The sequence below is a fragment of the Cupriavidus sp. PB-02 genome, from assembly GCF_058252315.1.
Genome location: NZ_CM177694.1, coordinates 2,359,342 through 2,383,995, shown reverse-complemented (window position 1 = coordinate 2,383,995; position 24,654 = coordinate 2,359,342). Strand labels below are relative to the sequence as shown.

25 protein-coding genes and 2 pseudogenes are annotated in these 24,654 nt (G+C 67.1%); 19 read left to right on the top strand and 8 right to left on the bottom strand.

All coding sequences use genetic code 11. The annotated features are described in order from the left end of the window. Positions 1–84 precede the first annotated feature (84 nt). Together AC10V3_RS11180 and AC10V3_RS11175 are read left to right on the top strand one after the other, a co-directional pair. Positions 85–507: an NfeD family protein gene (locus AC10V3_RS11180; protein ID WP_022535319.1), complete on the top strand. Its 423-nt coding sequence runs from the start codon at positions 85–87 to the stop codon at positions 505–507. Between the two features lie 103 nt (positions 508–610). Further along, complete coding sequence (locus AC10V3_RS11175) at positions 611–1,540, top strand: SPFH domain-containing protein (RefSeq protein WP_022535318.1); 930 nt, start codon at positions 611–613, stop codon at positions 1,538–1,540. A 50-nt stretch (positions 1,541–1,590) separates the two neighbouring features. Here the strand turns inward: AC10V3_RS11175 and smpB are convergent, their stop codons facing one another. Then, positions 1,591–2,043, bottom strand: a complete 453-nt coding sequence (gene smpB, locus AC10V3_RS11170) for an SsrA-binding protein SmpB (RefSeq protein ID WP_022535317.1) — start codon at positions 2,041–2,043, stop codon at positions 1,591–1,593. A gap of 177 nt (positions 2,044–2,220) precedes the next feature. Between smpB and AC10V3_RS11165 the strand changes: the two genes are divergently transcribed. Then, the gene (locus tag AC10V3_RS11165; RefSeq protein ID WP_041681466.1) at positions 2,221–2,658 is read left to right on the top strand and encodes a type II toxin-antitoxin system RatA family toxin; all 438 of its coding nucleotides are present in this window, start codon (positions 2,221–2,223) and stop codon (positions 2,656–2,658) included. Beyond that, entirely contained in the window at positions 2,645–2,992 is a 348-nt protein-coding gene (locus tag AC10V3_RS11160; protein ID WP_022535315.1) for an RnfH family protein, read from the top strand. Before AC10V3_RS11165 ends, AC10V3_RS11160 begins: the two co-directional genes overlap by 14 nt. 64 nt (positions 2,993–3,056) lie before the next feature. Here the strand turns inward: AC10V3_RS11160 and AC10V3_RS11155 are convergent, their stop codons facing one another. Then, positions 3,057–3,584, bottom strand: coding sequence for a DUF4124 domain-containing protein (locus tag AC10V3_RS11155; RefSeq protein WP_022535314.1), 528 nt, complete (start codon positions 3,582–3,584; stop codon positions 3,057–3,059). Between the two features lie 209 nt (positions 3,585–3,793). Continuing rightward, entirely contained in the window at positions 3,794–4,753 is a 960-nt protein-coding gene (locus AC10V3_RS11150; protein ID WP_022535313.1) for a DMT family transporter, read from the bottom strand. A gap of 138 nt (positions 4,754–4,891) precedes the next feature. Between AC10V3_RS11150 and guaB the strand changes: the two genes are divergently transcribed. The 3 genes from guaB (at position 4,892) to guaA (ending at position 8,743) form a co-directional block, all read left to right on the top strand. After that, positions 4,892–6,355, top strand: a complete 1,464-nt coding sequence (guaB, locus tag AC10V3_RS11145; RefSeq protein WP_022535312.1) for an IMP dehydrogenase — start codon at positions 4,892–4,894, stop codon at positions 6,353–6,355. 182 nt (positions 6,356–6,537) lie between these two features. Then, positions 6,538–7,149, top strand: coding sequence for a hypothetical protein (locus tag AC10V3_RS11140; protein WP_022535311.1), 612 nt, complete (start codon positions 6,538–6,540; stop codon positions 7,147–7,149). Further along, complete coding sequence (gene guaA / locus AC10V3_RS11135) at positions 7,124–8,743, top strand: glutamine-hydrolyzing GMP synthase (protein ID WP_022535310.1); 1,620 nt, start codon at positions 7,124–7,126, stop codon at positions 8,741–8,743. The genes AC10V3_RS11140 and guaA overlap by 26 nt, the downstream gene beginning before the upstream one ends. A 153-nt stretch (positions 8,744–8,896) precedes the next feature. Here the strand turns inward: guaA and AC10V3_RS11130 are convergent, their stop codons facing one another. Both AC10V3_RS11130 and AC10V3_RS11125 read right to left on the bottom strand, forming a co-directional pair. Next, complete coding sequence (locus tag AC10V3_RS11130) at positions 8,897–9,580, bottom strand: GntR family transcriptional regulator (protein WP_022535309.1); 684 nt, start codon at positions 9,578–9,580, stop codon at positions 8,897–8,899. A gap of 81 nt (positions 9,581–9,661) precedes the next feature. Continuing rightward, positions 9,662–10,492, bottom strand: a complete 831-nt coding sequence (locus tag AC10V3_RS11125) for a shikimate dehydrogenase family protein (protein WP_022535308.1) — start codon at positions 10,490–10,492, stop codon at positions 9,662–9,664. A 135-nt stretch (positions 10,493–10,627) separates the two neighbouring features. On the opposite strand from AC10V3_RS11125, the gene AC10V3_RS11120 reads away from it, so the two are divergent. The 10 genes and pseudogenes from AC10V3_RS11120 to AC10V3_RS11075 all read left to right on the top strand — a co-directional run bounded on the left by AC10V3_RS11120 (position 10,628) and on the right by AC10V3_RS11075 (position 19,390). Continuing rightward, complete coding sequence (locus AC10V3_RS11120; protein WP_349607337.1) at positions 10,628–11,737, top strand: glycerol dehydrogenase; 1,110 nt, start codon at positions 10,628–10,630, stop codon at positions 11,735–11,737. A gap of 32 nt (positions 11,738–11,769) precedes the next feature. After that, a pseudogene (locus tag AC10V3_RS11115) lies at positions 11,770–11,895 on the top strand (aldehyde dehydrogenase family protein); the annotation flags it as partial. A gap of 154 nt (positions 11,896–12,049) precedes the next feature. Next, positions 12,050–12,862, top strand: coding sequence for a transketolase (locus tag AC10V3_RS11110; RefSeq protein ID WP_349607397.1), 813 nt, complete (start codon positions 12,050–12,052; stop codon positions 12,860–12,862). Positions 12,863–12,867: 5 nt separating this feature from the next. Beyond that, positions 12,868–13,848 (top strand): transketolase family protein, encoded by a 981-nt coding sequence (locus AC10V3_RS11105; protein WP_022535304.1) that lies wholly within the window; start codon positions 12,868–12,870, stop codon positions 13,846–13,848. Positions 13,849–13,942: 94 nt separating this feature from the next. Next, positions 13,943–15,208 carry an ABC transporter substrate-binding protein gene (locus AC10V3_RS11100; protein ID WP_022535303.1) on the top strand — a complete coding sequence of 422 codons (1,266 nt, stop codon included), beginning with the start codon at positions 13,943–13,945 and terminating at the stop codon, positions 15,206–15,208. Between the two features lie 84 nt (positions 15,209–15,292). Next, entirely contained in the window at positions 15,293–16,177 is an 885-nt protein-coding gene (locus AC10V3_RS11095; RefSeq protein ID WP_490922217.1) for a branched-chain amino acid ABC transporter permease, read from the top strand. A 15-nt stretch (positions 16,178–16,192) separates the two neighbouring features. Beyond that, positions 16,193–17,215, top strand: a complete 1,023-nt coding sequence (locus tag AC10V3_RS11090) for a branched-chain amino acid ABC transporter permease (protein WP_022535301.1) — start codon at positions 16,193–16,195, stop codon at positions 17,213–17,215. 10 nt (positions 17,216–17,225) lie between these two features. After that, positions 17,226–17,960 carry an ABC transporter ATP-binding protein gene (locus tag AC10V3_RS11085; protein WP_022535300.1) on the top strand — a complete coding sequence of 245 codons (735 nt, stop codon included), beginning with the start codon at positions 17,226–17,228 and terminating at the stop codon, positions 17,958–17,960. Next, the gene (locus AC10V3_RS11080) at positions 17,941–18,657 is read left to right on the top strand and encodes an ABC transporter ATP-binding protein (RefSeq protein WP_022535299.1); all 717 of its coding nucleotides are present in this window, start codon (positions 17,941–17,943) and stop codon (positions 18,655–18,657) included. Before AC10V3_RS11085 ends, AC10V3_RS11080 begins: the two co-directional genes overlap by 20 nt. A gap of 34 nt (positions 18,658–18,691) precedes the next feature. Continuing rightward, the gene (locus AC10V3_RS11075; RefSeq protein ID WP_022535298.1) at positions 18,692–19,390 is read left to right on the top strand and encodes an SDR family NAD(P)-dependent oxidoreductase; all 699 of its coding nucleotides are present in this window, start codon (positions 18,692–18,694) and stop codon (positions 19,388–19,390) included. 11 nt (positions 19,391–19,401) lie between these two features. On the opposite strand, the gene AC10V3_RS11070 is transcribed toward AC10V3_RS11075, so the two are convergent. Beyond that, positions 19,402–20,298, bottom strand: coding sequence for a LysR family transcriptional regulator (locus AC10V3_RS11070; protein ID WP_022535297.1), 897 nt, complete (start codon positions 20,296–20,298; stop codon positions 19,402–19,404). 189 nt (positions 20,299–20,487) lie between these two features. On the opposite strand from AC10V3_RS11070, the gene AC10V3_RS11065 reads away from it, so the two are divergent. Continuing rightward, complete coding sequence (locus AC10V3_RS11065) at positions 20,488–21,282, top strand: SDR family NAD(P)-dependent oxidoreductase (RefSeq protein ID WP_022535296.1); 795 nt, start codon at positions 20,488–20,490, stop codon at positions 21,280–21,282. A 74-nt stretch (positions 21,283–21,356) separates the two neighbouring features. Continuing rightward, positions 21,357–22,571, top strand: a complete 1,215-nt coding sequence (locus tag AC10V3_RS11060; protein ID WP_022535295.1) for an L-dopachrome tautomerase-related protein — start codon at positions 21,357–21,359, stop codon at positions 22,569–22,571. A 113-nt stretch (positions 22,572–22,684) separates the two neighbouring features. On the opposite strand, the gene AC10V3_RS11055 is transcribed toward AC10V3_RS11060, so the two are convergent. Next, complete coding sequence (locus AC10V3_RS11055; protein ID WP_022535294.1) at positions 22,685–23,086, bottom strand: hypothetical protein; 402 nt, start codon at positions 23,084–23,086, stop codon at positions 22,685–22,687. 101 nt (positions 23,087–23,187) lie between these two features. Continuing rightward, positions 23,188–24,650 (bottom strand): annotated as a pseudogene (locus AC10V3_RS11050) (N-acyl-D-amino-acid deacylase family protein). Positions 24,651–24,654 lie beyond the last annotated feature (4 nt).

Genomic DNA, 24,654 nt, shown 5'->3' with positions numbered 1-24,654 from the left:
GGCCCTGCGTCAGGTGTTGTTACTGCCCCGCAGACGCTGAAAGCGCTGCGGGGTTTTTACTTTTCGGGATCAACGGGAGCTGGGATGGCTTACTACATCTGGTTCGTGGCAGCGGTCGTGCTGGTGATCGTCGAGATGAATACCGGCACGTTCTACCTGCTGATGGTGGCGGTGGGCCTCGCCGCCGGCGGCGTCGGGGCCTTGCTCGGCCTGTCGCCAGCCGCGCAGACGCTGGTCGCGGCCCTGGTCGCGGCGGTGCTGATCGTCGGGCTGCGCCGCACCCGCTTTGGCAAGCTGCGGCGCGGCAATGCCGCCGTCGATCCCAACGTGAATCTCGATATCGGCCAGGAGCTCGACGTGCCCGCCTGGGATGCCAACGGGCGCGCCCGCGTGCCATACCGCGGCGCCGACTGGACCGTGGAGCTGGCGCCCGATTGCACCGCCGCACCGGGCCGCTACCGCATCGTCGCGGTGCGCGGCAGCACGCTGGTCGTGTCTCCGCGCTGAAGCCGTATTCCATTGCGCCGCGCGGTGCTGCTGCGTGGCGATCCATCCACCTGCTGCCATCCGGCGGCTCCGTACCGATGTTTCCTGTCTGGAGGGTTGTTACATGCTCGCTTTTCAGCTTGGCCTGTTGCCGCTGATCGTCCTCGTCGCCGTGATCGTGCTGATTGCCAAGGGCATCAAGATCGTGCCGCAGCAGCACGCCTGGGTGCTGGAGCGCCTGGGGCGCTACCATGCGACGCTGACGCCGGGGCTGTCGATCGTGGTGCCGTTTGTCGACCGCGTCGCCTACAAGCACGTGCTCAAGGAAATCCCGCTGGACGTGCCCAGCCAGGTCTGCATCACCAAGGACAACACGCAGTTGCAAGTCGATGGCGTACTGTACTTCCAGGTCACCGACCCGATGAAGGCGTCCTACGGCTCGAGCAATTTCGTGGTGGCGATCACGCAGCTGTCGCAGACCACGCTGCGCTCGGTGATCGGCAAGCTGGAGCTTGACAAGACCTTCGAGGAACGCGCGTTCATCAACCACAGCGTGGTCAACGCGCTGGACGAGGCCGCCGCCAACTGGGGCGTCAAGGTGCTGCGCTACGAGATCAAGGACCTCACCCCGCCCAAGGAAATCCTGCACGCGATGCAGGCGCAGATCACCGCCGAGCGGGAGAAGCGCGCGCTGATCGCCGCCTCGGAAGGCAAGCGCCAGGAGCAGATCAACCTCGCCACGGGCGCGCGTGAAGCGGCGATCCAGAAGTCCGAAGGGGAACGGCAGGCGGCCATCAACAGGGCGCAGGGGGAAGCTTCGGCGATCCTGGCGGTAGCTGAGGCTAACGCCCAGGCGATTCAGAAGATCGGCAATGCGATCCGCACCGAGGGCGGCATGGACGCGGTCAACCTGAAGGTGGCCGAGGAATATGTCGCGGCCTTCGGCAACCTGGCCAAGCAGGGCAATACGCTGATCGTGCCGGGCAATATGGGCGAGATGAGCAGCATGATCGCTTCGGCGCTGCAGATCGTGAAGGGGCAGAAGGCGGCCTGAGGGCGCCTCAGGGCGCCTGAGACGCGCCGCAGCAAGCGCGGCGCCGGGACTTACTCCTTGGTGCCGCCCTTCAGAATGCGGGCCTTCTCGCGCTGCCAGTCGCGCTGCTTCTCGGTCTCGCGCTTGTCGAACTGCTTCTTGCCCTTGGCCAGGCCGATCTCGCACTTTACGCGGCCGCGCGTGTAGTGCAGGTTCAGCGGTACCAGCGTGTAGCCGCGCTGCTCGACCTTGCCGATCAGCTTCTTGATCTCGTCGGCCTTGAGCAGCAGCTTGCGGGTGCGTACCGGGTCGGGATTGACGTGGGTGGAGGCGCTCTGCAGCGGGCTGATATGGGCGCCGATCAGGAACATCTCGGCGTCGCGCACCACCACGTAGCCTTCCTTGATCTGCACGCGGTTGGCGCGGATCGCCTTGACTTCCCAGCCTTCCAGCACGATCCCGGCCTCATATCGCTCTTCGATGAAGTAGTCGAAAAAGGCCTTTTTGTTGTCTGCGATGGTCATGCGTGCGGGTGGGCGAACAATGAGTGGAATCCGGTCGGATCGCTGCAGTGCCGCATGGCGAGGTGCCGCCATACGCCAGCGTCGGCTAAAATCAGCATTTTAGCAAACCAGCCCCGGTACCGGCTCATGCTGCCGCGCGTTGCGCACGGCATGGCCGGAAGCCAGATTTCCCACTACATGGCAGACGTCCATAAATCCGTGCTGCTCGGCTACTCCGCCGCGCAGATGTACGACCTGGTCACGCGCGTGGAGGACTATCCCAAGTTCCTGCCATGGTGCGGTGGCGTGGAGGTGTTCGAGCAGACCGAGACCATGCTTGACGCCAAGATCCATATCCACTTCAAAGGGATCCAGCAGTACTTCCATACCCGCAATACGCAGGAGCGCCCGACGCGCATCGATATGACCTTCGCGGACGGGCCGTTCAAGACCTTCAACGGCGCGTGGCGCTTCACGCCGCTGCGCGAGGATGCCTGCAAGATCGAGTTCCACCTGCACTACGAGTTTTCGAGCCTGCTGCTGGAAAAACTGATCGGTCCGGTGTTCAGCATGATCGCCAACACCTTTGTCGATGCCTTCGTCAAACGTGCCGAGGTCGTCTATGGCACCAGCTGATACCGGCGCGGCGACCGTGCATATCGCCGTCTGCTATGCGCGGCCCGACAGCGTGTTCCTGAAGGAGATCGATGTGCCCGCCGGGAGCACCATCGCGGCGGCCATCGTTGGCTCCGGGCTGCAGCAGGCCTGCCCTGAGGTGGACCCTTCGACCATGCGTGTTGGCATCTTCGGTAAGCTCAAGACGCCCGAAACCTTGGTGCGCGAGGGCGATCGCGTCGAGGTTTACCGGCCGCTGACGGCCGACCCCAAACAGGCTCGGCGCAAGCGCGTGCAGAAGCAGCGCGAGGGCGGGGCGCGCGAAGGCCAGAAATGGCTGCGCGGGAATGGCTGAGCTGCGGATCAGCAGGTGACTGCGGAAGACGGGGCGCTCAAGCGCCCCGCCTTGCTTTCCACGCTCAGTTGCAGTTCTTCTCGAGGCTGGTGCTGGTCTTGAGCATCTCGGCCTGGCGCTGCTCGCTGTTCAGGTGTTGCAGCGATCCGTCCGGGCCAGCCACGGCGGCGCGCATGCCATTCTGCAGGCCGCTGGCGTAGTTGCGCAGCTGGGCGCAACGGGCCTCGCGTTCGGCGCTCTCGCTTTCCTTGCGGGCTTCGTCGGCGGTGGCTTTCAGGCGCGCCTCGCGGCGTTTCTGGAAGGCTTCTTCAGCCGTAGGGGCGGGAGGCGCCACCGGTTTTGCCGAGGCCCTGGCAGGGGCCGGAGACGCCTGAGGGGCCTTGGCGCTGTCCGCAGCGGCGGCTTCCACCGGCAGGTACTCGCCGGCAACGCGGCCCGGGGCGCGCAGGATCCTGGCGGCGGCCGCCGACGGCGGCACATCGCTGTAGACCATGCGGCCGTTGGCATCGCGCCACTGCCAGTAGGCGAGGGCGGGGACGGGAGCGGCGGTGATGGCGGCGGCAAGCAGGCACAGCACGGACGATCGTTTCATGGCGAGACGTCTGAAAGTGGCTCGGAAGTAACTGGTGCGGCTGAAGGACTGCGGGGCCGCCGGCTGCGCGCGAGGCAATGCCGCGGCAGGACAGCCGCGGCGCTGGCTTGGCGCCCGTCATCGACGTAGCGCCGGTTTGACCCTGGGTACTGCTGTTCTGGATGCTGTTTTTCGTGGCGCGTGTGACCCCCGCGCCATCGTTCGCTAGTCTACGCAGACTTGTCGCTGGCGTGCAAGCGCACTGACCAGGCCACGCCGATCATCAGCAACACAATGGCGGCGATTTCCAGCGGCCGCGGCCAGCGGTGGTCGAAGACAAAGCCATACGCCAGCGCGAACAGCGTCTCGAACACAATCATCTGGCCCGACAGCGTCAAGGGCAGGCGCCGGCTGGAGATATTCCACAGGTTGTTGCCGATCAGCGACGCGCCCAGCGCCACCGCCGCGTTGACCATCCAGAACCACTGCCAGTCGCGGCCGCCGTCGCCCGCGCTCAGGGTGTCGCCCGCGAACAGCCAGCCGATCACGGCCAGAACCGCCGACACCGCGCCGGTCGACAGCCCGTACAGCGCCGACCATTCGTTGCCGCTGTAGTGCGGGTTGCGCTGCAGGTAGCGCGCATTGTCCACGGCGTAGAGCGTCCAGCAGACCAGCGCGCCGGCCGCGCAGCAGACCCCGGCCAGCTTCTGCCAGACCGGGCGCACCGCCGCGCCGGCGGCGGCCGCATGGGCGCTCTGGCCCCCGCCAAACAGGTCAATATTGATGCAGGCGATGCCGGCGGCCACCACCAACAGCGGCCATACCAGCCGGGGCAACGGCACCGCGCCTTGGTCGCGCCGGCCCATGATGGTGACGGAGATCGGCAGGATGCCGATGATCAGTGAGGTCGGGCCGACCCCGGCCAGCTGCACGCCGAAGGCCAGCAGCACGTAGTAGAGCAGGTTGCCGGTAAAGGCCTGGCGCAGCAGCGCCACGCAGTCGGCGCCGGTCAGCTTGCGGGCGATGCGCTTCATCAGCGGCAGTGCGGCCACGAAGGCGACCAGCCCGTAGGCCAGGTAGCGGCCGATGGCGAGTTCCCACGGCGAAAACACGGGCAGCAGTTTCGGGGCGATAAACACCATGCCCCAGAAAGCGCCTGCCAGCAGCCCGCACAATACGCCGATTCCCATACTTCGCTTCGCCCGAGTAAAAAGACGAGGAGCATAGCAGACGGCATCTAGAACCCGTACGGGTTCTGAACCCCATTGCGGTGCATCAGCAAAGCGCGCATTCCTGTATAATTCGCTTTTGCGCCTAGAGGATTTGCTATGCGTCTTGTCCAGAAAGCACTCACATTCGATGACGTGCTGCTCGTCCCGGCCTATTCGGCCGTCCTCCCCCGGGATGTTTCCCTTCGTACCCGCCTGTCCCGTTCGATCGAACTGAACATTCCGCTGGTGTCCGCTGCCATGGACACGGTGACGGAGGCTCGCCTGGCGATCTCCATGGCGCAGGCCGGTGGTATCGGTATCGTCCACAAGAACCTGAAGCCGGCCGACCAGGCCCGCGAAGTGTCGCGCGTGAAGCGCTACGAGTCGGGTGTGCTGCGTGATCCGATCACCATCTCGCCGGACGTCAAGATCCGCGATGTGATCGCCCTGTCTCAGCAGCACGGCATTTCGGGCTTCCCGGTGCTGGAAGGCAAGACCGTGGTCGGCATCATCACCAACCGCGACCTGCGCTTCGAGGAGGAACTCGACGCCCCGGTGCGCGCCAAGATGACCCCGCGCGAAAAGCTGGTGACCGTGGCCGAAGGCGCGCCGCTGGAAGAAGCCAAGCGCCTGATGAACCGCCACCGCCTCGAGCGCGTGCTGGTGGTCAACCAGGCCTTCGAGCTGCGCGGCCTGATCACGGTGAAGGACATCCAGAAGGCGGTCGACAACCCGCTCGCCAGCAAGGACGACCACGGCCAGCTGCGTGTAGGCGCCGCAGTTGGCGTGGGCCCGGACAATGACGAACGCGTCGAGCTGCTGGTCAAGGCTGGCGTCGATGTGATTGTGGTTGACACGGCACACGGCCACAGCCAGGGCGTGCTGGACCGCGTGCGCTGGGTCAAGCAGAACTTCCCGCAGGTGCAGGTGATCGGCGGCAATATCGCCACCGGCGACGCCGCGCGCGCGCTGGTCGAGCATGGCGCCGACGGCGTCAAGGTCGGCATCGGCCCGGGCTCGATCTGCACCACCCGTATCGTGGCAGGCGTGGGCGTGCCGCAGATCACGGCTGTCTCCAACGTGGCCGAGGCGCTCAAGGGCACCGGCGTGCCGCTGATCGCTGACGGTGGCGTGCGCTACTCCGGCGACGTGGCCAAGGCCCTGGCGGCCGGCGCCCACACCGTGATGATGGGCGGCATGTTCTCCGGCACCGAAGAGGCGCCGGGCGAGGTGTTCCTGTACCAGGGCCGCTCGTTCAAGAGCTACCGCGGCATGGGTTCGGTGGGCGCGATGAAGGACGGCGCGGCTGACCGCTACTTCCAGGAAGACAACACCGCCAACGTCGACAAGCTGGTGCCGGAAGGCATCGAAGGCCGCGTCCCCTACAAGGGCTCGGTGATGGCGATCATCCACCAGCTCACCGGTGGCGTACGTTCCTCGATGGGCTACTGCGGCAGCAAGTCGATCGCCGACTGGCATGAGAACGCACAGTTCGTCCAGATCACGGCAGCCGGCATGCGTGAATCGCACGTGCACGACGTGCAGATCACCAAGGAAGCGCCGAACTACCATATCGACTGACGCGCAGCGGTTGCGCCCGTCGCCTCGCGGCGGCGCGCAACGGCACGATCGTCGGGGCGAGGGCGCGCCACTGCTGGCGCGGCCTTCGCCAGACCGGAATCCCATCCGGCCCTGGCCACGCCATGCCGGCGTTGTCTTGACGCCAGCCGCACCCTCGGCCGGGCCCAAGACGAGGAGCGCCAATGAAGGTATTGCTGCGAGCCGTGCTGTTTTTCGATGCCCTGGTGGATTTGCTGCTGGGCATCCTGCTGTTGATGTCCCCGTTCACCACGCTGTATGCGGCACTGCAGTTGCCGCAGCCGCAGCCGGCCCTGTTCGGGCAGTTGCTGGGCGTGGCCCTGGTTGGGCTGTCCGTGCTGCTGTGGCAGGCCGCGTTCAACGGCCAGCTGACGGTGCCGGTGGCGCGCACGGCCGGCTATGTGAACCTGGCCAGCGCATTGCTGATCATCGGCTGGATGGTGTTCCTGGAGCTGCCGCTGGAAGGCGCCGGCAAGATCTGGCTGCCTACCATCGCCGTGGTGCTGGCGTTTTTTGCCGTGGTGCAGATTCCCGCGGCAAGGCGCGTGCGCGAGCGCGAACGGCAACTGAAGATGGAACGCGCACTGCAGGAACAGGAAACCAGGAAGGAACCCGGCGTCGCCCCCGCGGCGCGCCACACGAATACCCCAGAATACCGGCGCGAGCCGGTCATCACACCGCCGCCGGGCTATGGCCCCGGCACGGAAGTCGTGACCGAGCCCGCAACGGAAGACACGCCATCGGCCCATCATGCACGACAAAATCCTCATTCTTGATTTCGGCTCGCAGGTCACGCAGCTGATCGCCCGCCGCGTCCGCGAGGCGCACGTCTACTGCGAAATCCACCCCAACGACGTCTCCGACGACTTCGTGCGCGAGTACGCCCCCAAGGCCATCATCTTGTCGGGCAGCCACGCCAGCACCTATGAAGACCACCAGCTGCGCGCGCCGCAGGCGGTGTGGGACCTGGGCGTGCCGGTGCTGGGTATCTGCTACGGCATGCAGACCATGGCCGTTCAACTGGGCGGCAAGGTCGAGTGGAGCGACCAGCGCGAATTCGGCTACGCCGAGATGCGCGCCCACGGCCATACCGCGCTGCTCAAGGACGTCGAGGATTTCCGCACGCCGGAAGGCCACGGCATGCTCAAGGTCTGGATGAGCCACGGCGACAAGGTCACCGGCCTGCCGCCGGGTTTCAAGCTGATGGCCTCGACGCCGAGCTGCCCGATCGCCGGCATGGCCGACGAGGCGCGTCACTACTACGCCGTGCAGTTCCACCCCGAGGTCACGCACACCGTCAAGGGCCGCCAGATGCTGGAGCGCTTCGTGCTCGGCATCGCCGGCTGCCAGCCTGACTGGGTCATGCGCGACCACATCGAGGAAGCCGTCGCCAAGATCCGCGAGCAAGTGGGCGACGAGGAAGTGATCCTGGGCCTGTCGGGCGGCGTCGATTCGTCCGTGGCCGCTGCGCTGATCCACCGCGCCATCGGCGACCAGCTCACCTGCGTCTTCGTCGACCACGGCCTGCTGCGCCAGGACGAAGGCAAGATGGTGATGGAGATGTTCGCCGGCCGCCTGCACGCCAAGGTCGTGCATATCGACGCCTCCGAACAATTCCTCGGCCACCTCGCCGGCGTGACCGATCCCGAGCAGAAGCGCAAGATCATCGGCCGCGAGTTCGTCGAAGTGTTCCAGGCCGAGGCCAAGAAGTTGACCAACGCCAAGTGGCTGGCGCAGGGCACGATCTATCCGGACGTGGTGGAATCGGGCGGCACCAAGACCAAGAAGGCCACCACCATCAAGAGCCACCACAACGTGGGCGGCCTGCCGGAAACGCTGGGCCTGAAGCTGCTCGAGCCGCTGCGCGACCTGTTCAAGGACGAAGTGCGCGAGCTCGGCGTGGAGCTGGGCTTGCCGCCGGAAATGGTCTACCGCCACCCGTTCCCGGGCCCGGGCCTGGGCGTGCGTATCCTGGGCGAGGTCAAGCGTGAATACGCCGAGCTGCTGCGCCGCGCCGATGCTATCTTCATCGAAGAGCTGCGCAAGACCATCGCCACCGAACAGGACGCCGCCGCGGGCCTGTGCGAGCCGGCCCAGGTCGGCAAGAGCTGGTATGACCTGACCAGCCAGGCGTTTGCGGTGTTCCTGCCGGTGAAGTCAGTCGGCGTGATGGGCGATGGCCGTACCTACGACTACGTCGTCGCGCTGCGCGCGGTGCAGACCACCGACTTCATGACGGCGCACTGGGCGCACCTGCCGTATGCGCTGCTGGGGCGTTGTTCGAACCGGATCATCAATGAAGTGCGTGGGCTGAATCGGGTTGTGTATGACGTGTCGGGGAAGCCGCCGGCGACGATTGAGTGGGAGTAAATCCGGCTCAGGCAGGGCCCGGCAGGGTCCTGTAGCCTCCTGTGCCAGCGACTGAAAGGTCGCTGGCACATGCCAGCCGGTGCCAGGTGCCCGGCAGCAAGACAAGCACTACGCTTCCTGGCGCCGGATCCGGCGCCGACCAGCCGGGTCGGTTCAGGCGGACTCGCGCTCTTCACGCATCGCCATCCATTCCAGCAACACCGTCTTGCCCCACTGAATGTCATCGCGGATCGCCTGCGAGGCGGTGGCCGGGTCATGGCGCTCCAGTCCGTCGAGCACCCGGTAGTGCGGATGCGAGTCCAGGCTTTCGCGGCTGGCGCGCAGTTCGGTATGGAAGATGTGCAGCAGCGGACCCATGCGCACCCACATGCTTTCGACCACCGCATACAGGTTGGTCAGCCGCGATGCCGCCATCAGCTCGAAATGAAACTTGCGGTTCTGCGCCGCGGCCTCGCGCGGGCTGACCGCGACGGCCTTGATAAAGGCTTCGTGCGTCTTGCGCAGCCGCGCGATTTCCTGCGGCGTGATGCGCAGCGCGGCGGCCTCGGCAGCGGCACCTTCCAGCAGCGTGCGCATCAACTGGATTTCCGCGACGGTGTCGGGATCCAGTTCGGGTACGGTGATCGAGGTGGCGGCAGTCATGGTCAGCGCCTGTTCGCTGACCAGCCGGAAGATCGCCTCGCGCACCGGCGTCGAACTGGTGCCCAGCGATTGCGCGAGATCGGCCACGCGCAGACGTTCGCCGGGCACGTACTTGCCGCTCATCAGTGCGGAGCGGATCTGTTCATAGACTCGGGAAGAGAGATTGCTTTTCTCCACCCGCGCGAGCTCTTTCATGGGTCCTGCCTCAACCGTCGATATATGGACACATCATATATGATGTGCCCTCTCGGATTGCACCCGTTCCGGTGTGGCGCGCTATTGTTCGCGCCCCTCGCCAAGCAGGTAGTCGGCCAGTAGCCGGATCTGCGCGGTAACCATGTGCTCGCCGCGATGCACGCGGCAGCCGCGCGCCCGTGCCGCCACCAGCAGGGCGGTCTCGGCCGGCTGCATGATGACCTCGGCGACGATGGTGCCGGGGCGCAGCAGGGCGGGGTCGAGCGGTAGCGGGTCGTCCGCCTTCAGGCCCAGCGAGGTGCCGTTGACGACCAGTTCCCAGTCGCCATCCGGACTGGCGGCGGCCTGCACTGCGGCACCCGGTCGGCGCGCCTTAAGCAGCGCCGCCAGGTCCTCCGCCTTTTCGCGCGTACGGTTCACCACGGTCAGCTGCGCCACGCCGGCATCGAGCAGCGCGGCGGCCACTGCCGTGGCAGCTCCGCCGGCGCCGAGCAGCAGGGTGCGCTTGCCTGCCGGGTCGATCTGGTTGCGGCGCATCCCTTCGACAAAGCCAATGCCGTCGTACATCGCGCCAATGAAGCGGCCATCGGCCGTGCGCCGCACCACGTTGCAGACCTCCAGGTCTGCGGCAATCCCTTCCAGTTCATCGCAAAGGCCTGCCATCGCCTGCTTATGCGGCACGGTGATGATCAGGCCCGCCAGGTTCTCGACCTCGCGCAGGCCGCGTACTGCCTCGGCCAACTGCGCGGGCGCGATCTGCCAGGGCACCAGGACCGCGTTGGTGCCGGACTCGGCCATATAGGCATTGAAGAATGACGGCGTGCGCACGTGGTGGGTGGGGTAGGCGAGGATCACGATGACGCGGGTATGGCCGTTGATGGCGGCGCGGGGCTGAAGATCGGCTGGCTGCATGAGTGTCTCCTGGACTGGCATCGGGGTTAGTACGCAAAAAAAAGTTGCTTGTCTGCTTACGGCGATGATGTAGGATATATCCTATATCATGTACGGCAAAGCGGCGAGCGCCGCGTGACAGCGAGAGGAGACAACGTGCAAGCAGTATTTGGATCGCCCGGGCGCTACGTCCAGGGCGCGGGAGCCATCGAGGTGCTGGGAGAGCATGCCGCGCGCGTGGGCAGCGATGCCTTGCTGGTGGCCGACCGCATGGTGATGGACATGGTCGGCGAGCGGCTGGCGCGCCAGTGCGAACAGGCTGGCGTGGCGACGCGCCGCGCCAGCTTCGACGAAGCGTTGACGCCCGGCCTGGTGGCGCGCCTGGCCGACGAGGCCGGCCCGGCACGGCCCGACCTGGTGATAGCCGCTGGCGGCGGGCGCAGCATCGATGCGGGCAAGGCACTGGCCGACCACTTCGGCGTGCCGGTGATCACCGTGCCCACGGTCGCGTCCAACGACGCGCCGACCAGCAAGAACTATGTGCTGTATGACGAGGCGCACCGCCTGCTGGCCGTGCGGCACCTGCCATATAGCCCCAGCAGCGTGATTGCTGACACCGCGCTGATCGCCCAGGCGCCCGCATCGATGTTGCTGGCGGGCATCGGCGACGCCATCTCGAAATCGTTCGAGGCCGAGCAATGCGCGTGTGCGCCGGCGGGGCGCAATATGTTCGGCACGCGCCCGTTGCTGTCGGCCGCAGCGCTGGCGCGTGCCTGTCACGCGGTGCTGATGGCGGACGCGGAAGATGCGCTGGCCGCCGCCGGTACCGGCGCGCCCACGCCCGCGTTCGAGCGCGTGGTGGAGGCCACCATCCTGATGTCGGGCCTCGGCTTCGAGAGCGGCGGCTTGTCGATCGCGCATGCGCTGACGCGCGGGCTGTCGGCGCTGCGCGAAGCCAGTCACGCGCCGCACGGGCTGCAGGTGGCCTTTGGCCTGCTGGTGCAGCTGGAACTGGAACGGCGCGACGACTCGGTGCGCATCGAGGTCGAAGCGCTGTACCGCCGCATTGGCTTGCCCTTGTGCCTCGCCGACCTGGGACTGCCCGATGCGACCCAGGACGAGCTGCGCCATGCCGCCGAGCTCTCGCTGGCTGCGCCCCATATCCGCAACTTCATGCGCGAGCTGGACGCCGACGACCTGGTCGCGGCGATGCGCGCGGTGAATGCGCGCGCGCTGCAAATGCTGCAACCAGCGGAGGCATCATGAAACTGCGCGATGCTGAATTGCTGCGCACGCGCGGCCTGATCTCGACCGCCATGGCGCCCTTCGGCGGCAGCAAGGAATCCGGGCTCGGGCGCGAGGGTGCGCGCCACGGCATCGAAGACTACCTGGAACTGAAGTACCTCTGCTTGGGCGGCATCTGACGGCCGCCATGGCTGCCAGCCGCTCATGCTTTTGCACATTACGAGGATATATGATGCATCAAAAAAATGGAGATGTGAGATGAACCAGCCTGTAGCACCTGCGCTCGTCAGTACCGCCGCCGACCCGTTCGCGCCCAGCGTCGAACAGGTGGCGATGCTCAGGGAGCGCGCCACCTTCGTGCGCCTGGAGACGATCCGCCTGATCGAGATCGCCAAGACCGGCCACTACACCTCGGTGTTCTCCGCGGCCGAGACCTTCGCCGCGATCTACTACGACGTGATGAAGCTGCGGCGCGGCGAGCCGGCCTGGCCCGGGCGCGACCGCTTCCTGATGGGCAAGGGCCACGCCGCGGTGGGGCTGTTCCCGATCCTGGCCGACCTCGGCTTCTTTCCCAGGGAATGGCTGGATGACTACACCCGGCTGGGCAGCCCGCTGGGGGACCACCCCGACATGCGCAAGGTGCCCGGCATCGATTTCAGCTCGGGCTCGATCGGGCATGCGCTGTCCGCCGGGCTGGGCATGGCGCTCGCGGGCCGGCATGCGGGCCAGGACTTCACCACCTTCGTGATGCTGGGCGACGGCGAGATGCAGGAGGGGCAGGTGTGGGAGGCGGCGATGTCGGCCGCGCACCATCGCACCGGCCGGCTGATCGCCATCGTCGACCGCAACGGCTACCAGCTCGACGGCGCGGTCGACGAGGTGATGGGCATCGAGCCGCTCGACGCCAAGTGGAAGGCGTTCGGCTGGGAAGTGCATACCGTCGACGGCCACGATGTGGCGGCGCTGACCGCGCTGCTGCGCCGGCTGCGTGCCGACACCGCACGCACGCAGCCCGTGTGCGTGATCGCCAAGACCGTCAAGGGCAAGGGCGTTTCCTACATGGAGACCGAGCCGGGCTGGCACCTGGGCTACCTGGCCCCGGACGACGCGCAGCGCGCCATCGAAGAAATTCTCGCAAAGGACTGACCGCAATGAACCAGCCACTCTCCAAGGACTCCTGGCAATACCGCGGCCTGAACGCGATCACACCCGGCCTCAGCTACCTGTCCGACGGCCTGATCGATCTGGTCGAAGCGGGCGCGCCGGTGCTCGCCGGCTCCGCCGACCTGCAGTATTCGAACGGACTGAGTCGCTTTGCCCAACGGTATCCGGACCGCTATATCCAGTTCGGCATTTCCGAGCAGAACATGGTGACGGCCGCGGCTGGCATGGCGACCGCTGGCTACACGCCCTTCGTCGCCACCTTTGCCTCGTTCCTCGCGCTGCTGTGCTGCGAGCAGATCCGCATGGACGTGGCCTATTGCGCGCTGCCGGTGCGCTTGATCGGCCATCACGCCGGCATCTCGCTGGGCTTCTACGGCACGTCGCACCATGCCACCGAGGACCTGGCCATCATGCGCTCGATCGCGGACCTGACCGTGGTCGCACCGGCCGACGGCCCGCAGTTGCGCGCGGCGATCCATGCATCGAAGGACCATGCCCGGCCGATCTATTTCCGCATCGGCCGCGGCCGCGAGCCCGCCGTCTACGACGAAGGCATCACCTTCGAATTCGGCAAGGCGATCGAGCACCTGCAGGGCGAAGAGCTGACGCTGATCGCGACCGGTTCGACCGTGCATCCGGCGCTGGAAGCGGCAAAGCGCCTGAATGCAGCGGGCCGCTCGGTCGGCATGATCGACATGGCCACCGTCAAGCCGCTCGACCGCGAGGCGGTGCTGCGCGCGGCAGCGCGCTCCAAAACGATCATGACGGTGGAAGAGCACAACGTGCTGGGCGGCCTGGGCGGCGCGGTGGCCGAGGTGCTGGCCGATGCCGGCGCGGGCACGCGGCTGGTGCGCCACGGCATCCTCGACGAATACAGCCTGATCGCGCCACCGACCCACCTGTACGCGCACTACAAGCTCGATGCCTCTGGCATCGGCGAACTGGCGCAGCAGGTGATGGCCGCCTGACCTGCTAGGCGCGGGCTGCGTGCCCGCGCCGGATGACAGAAGCAACACAGAGTTGCACCGGGCCGTCGTGCCCGGACCGGACCAGGAGACACTCATGCATACCCACCAACTTTCGTCCCGCCGCCGCTTTATCGGCGCCGCGGCCTTGCTGCTGGCGCTGGCGGGCGGCAACGCCGTCGCGCAAGTCAAGGAAATCCCGATCGGCTTCGTGCTGCCGCTGTCGGGCGGCGCCGCCACCATCGGCAACCAGACCAAGCTCGGCGCGGAAATCGCCGCTGAGCAGATCAACGCGGCGGGCGGCATCAAGGCGCTGGGCGGCGCGCGCCTGAAACTGGTGTTCGCCGACAGCCAGTCCAAGCCCGATGTCGGCGTGGCGGAAACCGAGCGCCTGATCCAGCGCGAGAGCGTCACGCTGATCGTCGGCGCGTACAACAGCGCGGTGACTTTCCCGGCCACCGAGGTCGCCGAGCGCTACAAGGTGCCCTGGCTGGTCACCGGTGCGGTCAAGGACGAGATCACCGAGCGTGGCTTCAAGTATGTGTTCCGGCCCAACAACAAGGCCATCTACGACGCGCGCGAGCAGATCGACGCGCTCGACCTGCTGAAAAAGGAGACCGGCAAGGGCCCGAAGAGTATCGGCCTGTTCTACGAGGGCACCGACTGGGGCCGCTCGCACGCCGCCAACGTCAAGAAGCTGGCGAAGGAGCGCGGCTACGCCATCTCGCTCGATGAGTCGTATCCGCCCAACCAGACCGACCTGTCGGCGCAACTGCTCAAGATTCGCAGCGCCAAGCCCGATGCGCTGATCGTCGTAGCCTACACGCCGGACCACATCCTCTTCACGCGCCAGCTTGCCGAAAGCCGCGTGTACGTGCCCTATGGCATCCACTCGGTCGGCGGCGGCTCGGAGGATCCAAACTTCTACAAGGCGGTATCGCCCAAGGCGGTCGAGAACATGTTCGTGCAGGACGACTTCCAGGTCGACATCATGCGCGCCGCCAAGGATCCGGCCATGGTCGCCGCCGATGCGAAGTTCAAGACGGTCCTCGGCTATGGCATCAATTCCTATGGCGCACAGGGCGTGTCCAACGTCTACGTGGTCAAGGATGCGCTGGAGCGCGCCGCCTCGGTCGAGCGCGAGAAAGTGCGCGACGCCCTGGCCAGGACCGACATCAGCAGCGGCCCCGCGCTGATCACCGGCTACCAGCGCATCAAGTTCGACGCGCAGGGCCAGAACACCTTTGCCCACGGCGTGATCTCGCAGAACCAGAACGGCGAGCGCCGCACCATCTGGCCGGCATCGAACCGGCTGGCAGGGGTGACGCCGGTGTGGCCGCTGCCGGCACCCGGCGCGCGCTGAGCGTCCGGCAGGACGGCCCGGCACGCCGTGCCGGGCCGGGTGTATCGCAACGCGGGCGCTGCCCGTGATTATCGAGATAGTGACATGGACCCAACCATTCTGGCCTACGCCGTGGTCAACGGCGTGCTGCTGGGCGGCATCTACGGTGGCATCGCGCTTGGCCTCAGCCTCATCTTCGGCGTGCTGAGGGTGATCAACTTCGCGCATGGCTCCTTCCTGATGCTCGCCATGTACCTGAGCTACCTGATCTGGTCGGTATTCGGCCTGCATCCTTACCTGACCGTGCTGTTCACCGTGCCGCTGCTGTTCCTGCTCGGCTACTTCACCCATGCGGTGGTGATCGCGCCGCTGTTCCGGCGCGAGGCCACCATGGTGGTCGAGCCGCTTGGCGCCTTGCTCCTGACCACCGGCGTGTTCCTGGTGATCGACAACGGCATCCTGATGGCCTTCGGCCCCGACGTGCGCACAGTCACCACCGATGCGCTCAGCGGCTCGATCGACGTGGCGTCGCTTCCGGTCAACGTGCCGCGGCTGATCGCTTGCGTGGCGGCGGTGGCGGTCGCCGCCGGCCTGTCGTACTGGCTGCGCTACACCGACACCGGCCGCCAGATCCGTGCCACCGCGCAGAATCGCGACGCCGCGGCGCTGTCGGGCATCAACGTAGGCCAGGTCTACAACGTCACCTTCGGCATCGGCGCCGGTATCCTCGGGCTCTTCGGCGCGCTGCTGGTGCCGGTCCTGTCGGTATCGCCGACCACCGGCCTGGGCTTCGGCATCAAGTCCTTCCTGGTGGTGGTGCTGGGCGGCATCGGCTCGATCCCGGGCTCGTTGCTCGGCGGCCTGGTGCTGGGCGTGTTCGAGTCGGTCGCCTCGCAGTTCGTCACGGCGACTTCCGCGTCGGTATTCTCGTTCTGCCTGTTCATCATCGTGTTGCTGTTCCGCCCCAACGGGCTGCTCGGCCGTAAGTAGGGGAGGGCCATATCCATGACCGTGTCCAGGACCAATATCAATGCCGTGATCGGGATACCGCTGATGGCCATTGCCGGGGTGTTGCCGCTGTTCGTGCAGGACAGCTACGCGCTCCATTCGCTGATCATGATCCTCTACTTCGCCTACATGGCGTCGGCGTGGAATTTTGTCTGCGGCTATGTGGGGCAGCTGTCGCTGGGGCACTCTGTGTTCGCTGGCGGCGCCGGCTATGTCACCGTGCTGCTGTTCACCCAGCTGGGCGTGTCGCCGTGGCTCGGCATGTTTGCCGGCGGGGTGGCCGCGGCGCTGCTGTCGGTGTGCATCGGCTATCCCACCTTCAAACTCAAGGGGCCGTACTTCACGCTGACCACCATCGCCTTTGCCGAGATCGTGCGCATCTGGATCGAGAACACCGACGAGTTCCTCGGCATTCCGCTCAAGGGCGCGCAGGGCCTTGTCATTCCGCCATCGCAGGCAGGCTGGCTGGCGTTCCAGTTCGACGGCAAGGTGCCGTACTACTACATCATCTTTGCCATGCTGGTGGCGATGCTGCTGGCCACGTTGGCGCTGGAGCGCTCGCGCCTGGGCTACTACCTGAAGGCGATCCGCGGCGACGAGGCCGCCGCGCAGGCGGTAGGCGTCAGCACCACGCGCTACCCGATCATCGCGCTGGCCATCAGCGCGTTCATGACCGGGCTGGGCGGCGCTTTCTATGCCCAGTTCTTCCGCTATATCAACCCGGAGCGGAACATGGGGCTGGACCTGTCGATCGACGCCGCCATCATGGCCATCGTCGGCGGCCAGGGCACCATCATCGGCCCGGTGCTGGGCGCCTTCGTGCTGCACCCCATCGCCGAACTCGCCCGCGCCTGGTTCGCCGGCAAATTCCTCGGCCTGCACCTGGTGATCTACGGCCTGATCCTGATGGCGGCGGTGCTGTATTTCCCCAAGGGCATCATCGGCCCGCTCGAACGGCTGCTGCGCTACCGGCGCGCACCGCATGCCCCGGCCAAGGCCGTCGTCGCCAAGGACGCCTGAAGGAGGATCCATGGAACGCATTCTCGAAGTGAAATCGATCTCGAAGCGCTTCGGCGGCCTGCAGGCCGTCAGCAAGCTGTCTTTCTCAGTGGGCAAGGGCGAAATCCTGGGGCTGCTCGGTCCCAACGGCGCCGGCAAGACCACAGCCTTCAACCTGATCGCCGGCGCGATCCAGGCCGACGAAGGCGACATCCTGTTCGGCGGCCAGCAGATCCGCGGGCGGCGTCCGAACCAGATCTGCGCCAGCGGCATCGCGCGCACCTTCCAGCTGTCCAAGCCCTTCGGCGGGCTCAGTGCGCTGGAGAACATCATGGTCGGCGGCTTCTCGCGCAGCCGCGCGCGGGCGCGCGTGCGCGACGAGGCCTATGCCTGCCTGGAGTTCCTGGGGCTGGCCGCGCGCGCCGATACCGACGCCAGCGACCTGACCGCCTTCGACAAACGCAAGCTCGAACTGGGCCGGGCGCTGGCCACGCGCCCGCGCCTGCTGCTGATGGACGAAGTGGTGGCCGGCGCCACGCCCAGCGAGGCGGGCGAGATGGTCGAACTGGTGCGCAAGATCCGCGACACCGGCGTGACGGTGCTGATCGTCGAGCACGTGATGAAGGTGATCATGGGCCTGTCGGACCGCGTGATCGTGATGGAGCAAGGGCGGCTGATCGCGGACGGCGTGCCTGCCGACGTGGTCCGCATGCCCCAGGTCCTCAACGCCTATTTCGGAGATGGCTATGCCAGCAGCAATATTTGAAGTGGAGGACCTGTGGTCCGGCTATGGCGAGCAACAGGTGCTGCGCGGCATCAACCTGTCGCTGGCGCCCGGCTCCATCACCGCGCTGATCGGCGCCAACGGCGCCGGCAAGACCACCTTCCTGCGCACCGTGTCGGGGCTGGTGCGGCGCAAGCGCGGCGCGGTGCGCATGGACGGGCGCGAGCTCGATGCCCAGGCGCCGCACCGCGTGGTGCTGGAGGGCTTTGTGCAGTCGCCGGAGGGCAAGCAGCTCTTCCTCGGCATGTCGATCCTGGAGAACCTGCTGATCGGCGCCAGCAACCGGCGCGCGCGCCAGCGGCGCGCGCAGACGCTGCGCGAAGTGTTCGCGCTGTTCCCGATCCTGGAGGAGCGCCAGCACTTGGCGGCCTCGACGCTGTCGGGCGGCCAGCAGCAGATGCTGGCGGTCGGCCGCGCACTGATGGCGCTGCCGCGCGTGCTGGCGCTGGACGAGCCGTCGCTGGGGCTGGCGCCGATCATGGTCGACCGGCTCTTCGACAGCATCCGCCAGTTGCGCGAGCGCGACATGGCCATCCTGGTGATCGAGCAGAACGTCAACCAGGTGCTGGACATGGCCGACTACGGCTACGTCATCGAGAGCGGCACCATCGCGCTGTCCGGACCGGGCAAGGAGCTGCTTGCCAACCCGCACCTGCGCGCAACCTACCTGGGCGTGTAGCGCCCCCCGTTTCTTCAACAAGGAGTGAGGCAGTATGAGTCAACGGATTGCAGTGGTAACGGGCGGCGGCACCGGTATCGGTCGGGCGATAGCCGAGGTGTTTGCAGAAGACGGCATGCGCGTCGTGTGCCTGGGCATCGATGCCGACGAGGACCTGCCGCCCGCGCTGGAATTCCGGCGCGGCGATGTCATGGCGACCGACGCCATGCGCGAAGCCCTCGCGGATCTGGAGTCGGTGTCGGTGCTCGTCAATGCGGCGGGCATCATCCTGCATGAACGCAGGGAGTTCTCGCCGGAGGGCTTTCGCAAGGTGGTCGACGTAAACCTGAACGGTTCGCAGTCGATGATCAGCGTGGTGCAGGAGCGCCTTGCCGAGGCGCGTGGCGCGGTCGTCAACGTCGCGTCGATGTGGAGCTACTTCGGCTCGCCCAACAATCCGGCCTATACCGCCAGCAAGGCCGGCGTGCTGGGGCTGACGCGGGCCTATGCGGCTGCGCTGGCGCCGCAGGGGATCCGCGTCAACGCGGTCGCGCCCGGCTGGATCCGCACGCGGCTGTCCTCGGGCGCGCTCGACAACCCCGAGCGCAGCGTGGCGATCATGGCGCGCATCCCGATGCAGCGCTGGGGCACGCCGCGCGACGTGGCGCGCGTGGTGCGCTTCCTGTGCGCCGAGGATGCGGCCTATGTGACCGGCGTGATCCTGCCGGTCGACGGCGGCTTCGGCATCGCCTGATCCGGGCGCACTTACCCTGCCGTGAGCAGCTCGATCATCGCCCGCGCCGCCGCCGACTGGCGCCGGTGCGGCGCGTAGATGACCGAGAAGGGGCGCGAGCGGCCGCGCAGCTGCGGAAGCAGCTCGACCAGGCGCCTGCGTTCGATCCGGTCGCGCACGATGAAGTCATAGCTCTGGCAGATGCCCACGCCTTGCTCGGCCAGCGACACCACGCCGAGCACATCGTCGGACACCGCGATGGCGGATGTTGTCAGCCAGTCGATGTCGTGGTCGCCGTCGCGGAACACCCACGGCGCGATGCGGCCGGTGCGCGGCAGCACGAAGGGCAGGCAGACATGGTGGCGCAGGTCGTCCAGCGTCTGCGGCGTGCCTTCGCGCTGCAGGTAGTCGGGTGCCGCGACCAGGCACAGCGCCGCGTCTTCCAGCCTGCGCGCCACCAGGCCGCTGTCGGGCAGGTGGCCGAGGCGGATGGCGAGGTCAAAGCCCTCGGCGACCAGGTCGACATTGCGGTTGGTGATGTTCAGCTCGACCTGCACGCGCGGGTACAGCCGGGCAAAGCGCGCCAGCAGTGGCGGCAGCCGGTAGTGGCCATAGGTGGTGGGAACGCTCATGCGCACCCGTCCCGACAGCTCGCCTTCCTGTCCCTGGATGTCGCGCTCGGCCTCGTCGAGCAGCGTAAAGGCTGCGCGCGCCTGCTCAAGGTACAGCCGCCCCGGATCGGTCAGGCCGATGCGGCGCGTGGTCCGGCGCAGCAGCTGGCTGCCGAGTCGCGCCTCCAGCCGGGCAATGGCGCGGCTGAGCACCGAGGGCGTGGTCGACAGCGCCACGGCCCCGGCCGTGAACGAGCCATGCTCGATCACCGCGAGAAAGGCTTCCACGTCACCGAGGTGATCGAAGCGGCGTGCCATTTTGTCCTCCGAAGAACAAATGAATTCCTGGTGCGCCAGTTTATCGCCAGTGATGCGGGTAATAAAGTACGGAACGTGGGCAGGGCAACGGCACCAACGCTGCCATCCGAGCCCTGAATCCCTTCCATTCATGCCAGCCGTGCGCGCGCCGTTGCGCAGGCGCAAGGCGGCCACATCCCGAGGAACTCAATGGACCTGCAACTTCAAGGCAAGACCGCCATCGTCACCGGCGCCACGGCCGGTATCGGCCTGGCCATCGCCCGCACGCTCGCGCGTGAAGGCGTCGCGGTCACCATCACCGGCCGCCATCGCGACAAGCTTGATGCCGCGGTGGCGGACATTGCCGCCGCCGCGTCCGAGGCCAGCGTGACCGCAATCGTCGCGGACCTTGGCGACGCAAGCGGTGTGGCCGCGCTGGCGGGCGCGCAGCCGCACACCGACATCCTGGTCAACAACCTGGGCTACTACGAAGCCAAACCCTTCGCCGAGATCACCGACGAAGACTGGTTGCGCATGTTCGACGTCAACGTGATGTCCGGGGTGCGCCTGTCGCGCCATTACTTCCCGCGCATGCTGGAGAAGAACTGGGGCCGGGTGATCTTCATTTCCAGCGAGGTCGGCGCCTTCACGCCGCCGGACATGGTGCACTACGGCGTCACCAAGTCGGCGCAACTTGCGGTGTCGCGCGGCATGGCTGAGCTGACCAAGGGGACCGGCGTCACCGTCAACAGCGTGCTGCCGGCCGCGACCCGCTCCGACGGCATCGTCGAATACCTGCGCCAGACCGCGCCGCGCGCGGGCATGAGCGCTGCCGAAATCGAAGCGAACTTCTTCGCAACCTATCGTCCCAGCTCGCTGATCGCACGCATGATCGAGGCCGACGAGATCGCCGCCATGGTGGCGCTGCTGGCGAGCCCGCTCGGGGCCGCTTCCAACGGCGCCGCGGTGCGCGTCGAAGGCGGCAGCTTCCGCTCGATCCTCTGATGCAGCGCAGGCCGCGGCCGCGCGGCCTGACCCGCCTGCGACGCTCTATCCAGATATCCTTTTCTGAAACCGCCATGTTCCTTCGTATTTCCAGGCTGGCAGCCCTGATGCTGGCCTCGTTCTCCGTCTTCCCTGACTTTGCCGGTGCCGCCGGACAGGCACCGCTCGAACGCTGGCGCAGCTATGCGGGCGTCAGCTGGGAGGCGTCCCGGCCGGGCGCAACCCCACCGCCATTTGCCGGCTCGGCCAGCGCGCCGATTGCCGGCATCCATTTCGACGCACAGGGCCGGGCCTTCGTCAGCACGCCGCGGCTGGTCTCGGCCGGCGCGCCGGCTACGCTGAGCCTCCTCGATACGGGCCCACAGAGCGGGCCAGCCCGGCTGTCTGCCTTCCCCTCGGTGGAAGGCAACGCCGTTGCCGGTGCGCCGGACAGCCATCTGCGCAACGTGCTCGGCTTCCACATCGACCGCCGCAACGGCTGGCTGTGGGCGCTGGACATGGGCTTTGTCGCGGGCGAGGCCGGAGCGCCGGCAGGCGGGCAGAAGGTGATGGTGTACGACCTGCGCACCGGCCGCACGGTCCGGCGCATCGCACTGGATGGCGTGGCCGATCGCAACGGCAGCTTCCTCAACGATATCGTCGTCGACGAGCGCCGCAAGATTGCCTACATCTCCGACAGCGGCCTGCGCAGCGCGCCGGACAACAAGGCCGGCCTGATCGTGGTGGATCTTGCCTCCGGCAAGGCGCGGCGCGTGCTGGACCGGCACTCCAGCCTGCTGCCCGAGCCCGGTGCCAAGGTAGTCTCGCATGGCGTCGAGGTCTGGCCGGGCAAGCCACTGCAACTGGGCATCAATGGCATCGCGCTGTCGCCGGACGCCGGCACGCTGTACTGGGCCGTGACCACGGGCACTCACGCCTACACCATTCCCACGCGGGTGCTGCGCGATGCCGGCGCAAGCCACGCGACGGTCGCGGCGGCTGTGCGCGACATCGGCGACGTGGGCGGAAATACCGACGGGATCGTTACTGACGCAAGGGGCAACCTCTACATCACGGATGTCACGCGCAATGGCATCGCCAAGTACGACCCGCGCAGCCGGCAGATGTCGCTGGCCGCCGCCGACGAGGGCGTGCTCTGGCCGGATACGCCAGCGATCCATCCCGACGGCTTCCTGGTGTTTACGGTCAGCAACCTGAACCAGCACTTTGCCGGCGCGGTCAAGGCGGGGGAGGAGCGCTACGAGCTCTGGCGCATGCCGTTGCGAAACAAGCAAGTCAAGGTCGACTGAATGCGGACGCAAGCGATGCCGCATCCGTAGCATTGACGGCTAGGCCGCCTGCTGCCCGCCTGGGCGGGTCAAAATTGTCGTAAGAAGAACACTCCAGGTGATCTGAGGGGCTCTCAGATCCCGCCCAGCAGGTCATGCGCATCCACGAGCGCATAGGCGATCTCGGGATGCTGTTCCATGCTGCGGCGGATCGCGGCGGGGATCGATTGGCGGATCTTGCGGCACAGCCCGGGCTGTTCCTGCACCTGGATATTGATGCCGCGCACCGTCCGCACACCGCGTGCGCTGGGGGTGATGGTCAGTACGATGCCCAGTTGCGCCTGCATCAGGCCCTCCATCCGGCGCAGCTCGGCCAGGCTGGTCAGGCTCTCCAGCCGCTCGACCAGCCGCTTTTCCTCGGGCCGCGTGAGCCGCAGCACGCGCAGGTCGGCGTTCGGATCACTCAGCAGCGCTTCGCGCCCGCAGATGCAGGCGCCGGGCGGGCATTCCGTGCGAAGGGGGAACGGCGCGTTCATGTGGGGCGCGGCCGGGAGGCCGCCTGATGTCCGGGGCGATGGCCGGATATCTTAAATCAGGTCACCGGCTTCCGGCGCGCCCGCCGCAACACTCGTCGCCGCTAGGCCTCCGCAAGCAGCACGCGGCCCGGCCGCGCCTTGCCGGTCCGCGTGCCATCCCACGCCTGCTCACCGTTAACCCAGACGCCTTCGATGCCGCAGCTCGCCTGCACCGGATGCGAAAAGGTGGCGAGGTCGCTGATGGTGTCCGGATCGAATAAGACCAGGTCGGCATGGAAGCCTTCGCGCAGCAGCCCGTGTTCGCGCAGGCGGTACTGTTGCGCGGGCAACCCGGTCATCTTGTGGATCGCCGCGGGCAGCGTCAGCAGCTTCTCCTCGCGCACCAGCGCGCGCAGCACGCGCGGGAAGGTGCCCCACTGGCGCGGATGCGGATGGCGGTCGAAGGGCAGGCCGTCGGAGCCGACCATCGCCAGCGGTGTGTGTAGATGCGGCGGATATCGCCCTCGTCCATCAGGAAGTAGATCGCCCCCGCGGGTGACAGCCGGGCGATGGTGGCGTCGTCATCCAGGCCAAGTTCGGCCATGACCTCGGCAAAATCGCGCCCGGTGGCATCCGGGTATCCCTCCGACCACGTGACCAGCGTGCGGCTGGCCAGCCGTACGCGATCCAGGCGCAGCATGGTCGAGGTGGCGGGATACGGATGGCAGTCGAGGCACACCGGCTGCATGGCCGCGGCGTGGTCGATCAGCGCCAGCGTTTCGCGCGTGCGGCCGTGGTTGCGCTGGCCCGCGACCTTGTGGTGCGAGAACACCACGCGCGCATCCAGTGCGCGCCCGATCGCCAGCGCCTCGTGCATGGCCGGCACGATGTGGTCGGCTTCATCGCGCAGATGGGTGGCGTAGATGGCGCCGCAGCCCAGCAGCGGCTGGCCGATGTCGATGATCTCTTGCGTGGGCGCGGCGGCTGCGGGCGGATAGAACGTACCGGTGGACAGGCCGAACGCGCCCGCGTCCATCGCCTCGCCGACCATCGCGCGCATGCGCGCGCGCTCGCCGTCGTTGGCGGGGCGGCTGACGTCAGGCATCACCGCCACGCGCAGCGTGGTATCGCCGACCAGGGGCACCACGTTGACCGCGGCGGGCGCATCGCGCAACGCCTGCAGCCACGCTCCGAACGACGTGAAGGGGAACAGCATCTGCGAGCCCAGCAGGTCGAGCGGCTGCGGGAGCGCGGTGCCCACCAGCGGCGCCACGCTGATGCCGCAGTTGCCGGTGACCAAGGTGGTGACACCCTGCGAGACGCGCGGCTTCATCTCCGGATGTACCAGCAGGTAGCCGTCGTCGTGGGTGTGCGAGTCGATAAACCCCGGCGCCAGCACGCGGCCGGCAGCGCAGCGGGTCGGCGTGCCGGGCGCGACGGGAAAATCGCCGAGCGCGGCGATGCGCCCGCCGCCGATGGCCAGGTGGCCGCGCACCGGCGGTACACCGGTGCCGTCCACCAGCAGCGCATCGGTCAGCACCAGCTCGGCATCGATGGGAGCGGACCTGGCGGGTTGCATGCGCATGCCG

Coding starts and splice junctions, on each gene's coding strand:
- AC10V3_RS11180 (WP_022535319.1), top strand. CDS start 85: ATGGCTTACTACATCTGGTTCGTGGCAGCGGTCGTGCTGGTGATCGTC.
- AC10V3_RS11175 (WP_022535318.1), top strand. CDS start 611: ATGCTCGCTTTTCAGCTTGGCCTGTTGCCGCTGATCGTCCTCGTCGCC.
- smpB (WP_022535317.1), bottom strand. CDS start 2,043: ATGACCATCGCAGACAACAAAAAGGCCTTTTTCGACTACTTCATCGAA.
- AC10V3_RS11165 (WP_041681466.1), top strand. CDS start 2,221: ATGGCAGACGTCCATAAATCCGTGCTGCTCGGCTACTCCGCCGCGCAG.
- AC10V3_RS11160 (WP_022535315.1), top strand. CDS start 2,645: ATGGCACCAGCTGATACCGGCGCGGCGACCGTGCATATCGCCGTCTGC.
- AC10V3_RS11155 (WP_022535314.1), bottom strand. CDS start 3,584: ATGAAACGATCGTCCGTGCTGTGCCTGCTTGCCGCCGCCATCACCGCC.
- AC10V3_RS11150 (WP_022535313.1), bottom strand. CDS start 4,753: ATGGGAATCGGCGTATTGTGCGGGCTGCTGGCAGGCGCTTTCTGGGGC.
- guaB (WP_022535312.1), top strand. CDS start 4,892: ATGCGTCTTGTCCAGAAAGCACTCACATTCGATGACGTGCTGCTCGTC.
- AC10V3_RS11140 (WP_022535311.1), top strand. CDS start 6,538: ATGAAGGTATTGCTGCGAGCCGTGCTGTTTTTCGATGCCCTGGTGGAT.
- guaA (WP_022535310.1), top strand. CDS start 7,124: ATGCACGACAAAATCCTCATTCTTGATTTCGGCTCGCAGGTCACGCAG.
- AC10V3_RS11130 (WP_022535309.1), bottom strand. CDS start 9,580: ATGAAAGAGCTCGCGCGGGTGGAGAAAAGCAATCTCTCTTCCCGAGTC.
- AC10V3_RS11125 (WP_022535308.1), bottom strand. CDS start 10,492: ATGCAGCCAGCCGATCTTCAGCCCCGCGCCGCCATCAACGGCCATACC.
- AC10V3_RS11110 (WP_349607397.1), top strand. CDS start 12,050: ATGCTCAGGGAGCGCGCCACCTTCGTGCGCCTGGAGACGATCCGCCTG.
- AC10V3_RS11105 (WP_022535304.1), top strand. CDS start 12,868: ATGAACCAGCCACTCTCCAAGGACTCCTGGCAATACCGCGGCCTGAAC.
- AC10V3_RS11100 (WP_022535303.1), top strand. CDS start 13,943: ATGCATACCCACCAACTTTCGTCCCGCCGCCGCTTTATCGGCGCCGCG.
- AC10V3_RS11095 (WP_490922217.1), top strand. CDS start 15,293: ATGGACCCAACCATTCTGGCCTACGCCGTGGTCAACGGCGTGCTGCTG.
- AC10V3_RS11090 (WP_022535301.1), top strand. CDS start 16,193: ATGACCGTGTCCAGGACCAATATCAATGCCGTGATCGGGATACCGCTG.
- AC10V3_RS11085 (WP_022535300.1), top strand. CDS start 17,226: ATGGAACGCATTCTCGAAGTGAAATCGATCTCGAAGCGCTTCGGCGGC.
- AC10V3_RS11080 (WP_022535299.1), top strand. CDS start 17,941: ATGCCAGCAGCAATATTTGAAGTGGAGGACCTGTGGTCCGGCTATGGC.
- AC10V3_RS11075 (WP_022535298.1), top strand. CDS start 18,692: ATGAGTCAACGGATTGCAGTGGTAACGGGCGGCGGCACCGGTATCGGT.
- AC10V3_RS11070 (WP_022535297.1), bottom strand. CDS start 20,298: ATGGCACGCCGCTTCGATCACCTCGGTGACGTGGAAGCCTTTCTCGCG.
- AC10V3_RS11065 (WP_022535296.1), top strand. CDS start 20,488: ATGGACCTGCAACTTCAAGGCAAGACCGCCATCGTCACCGGCGCCACG.
- AC10V3_RS11060 (WP_022535295.1), top strand. CDS start 21,357: ATGTTCCTTCGTATTTCCAGGCTGGCAGCCCTGATGCTGGCCTCGTTC.
- AC10V3_RS11055 (WP_022535294.1), bottom strand. CDS start 23,086: ATGAACGCGCCGTTCCCCCTTCGCACGGAATGCCCGCCCGGCGCCTGC.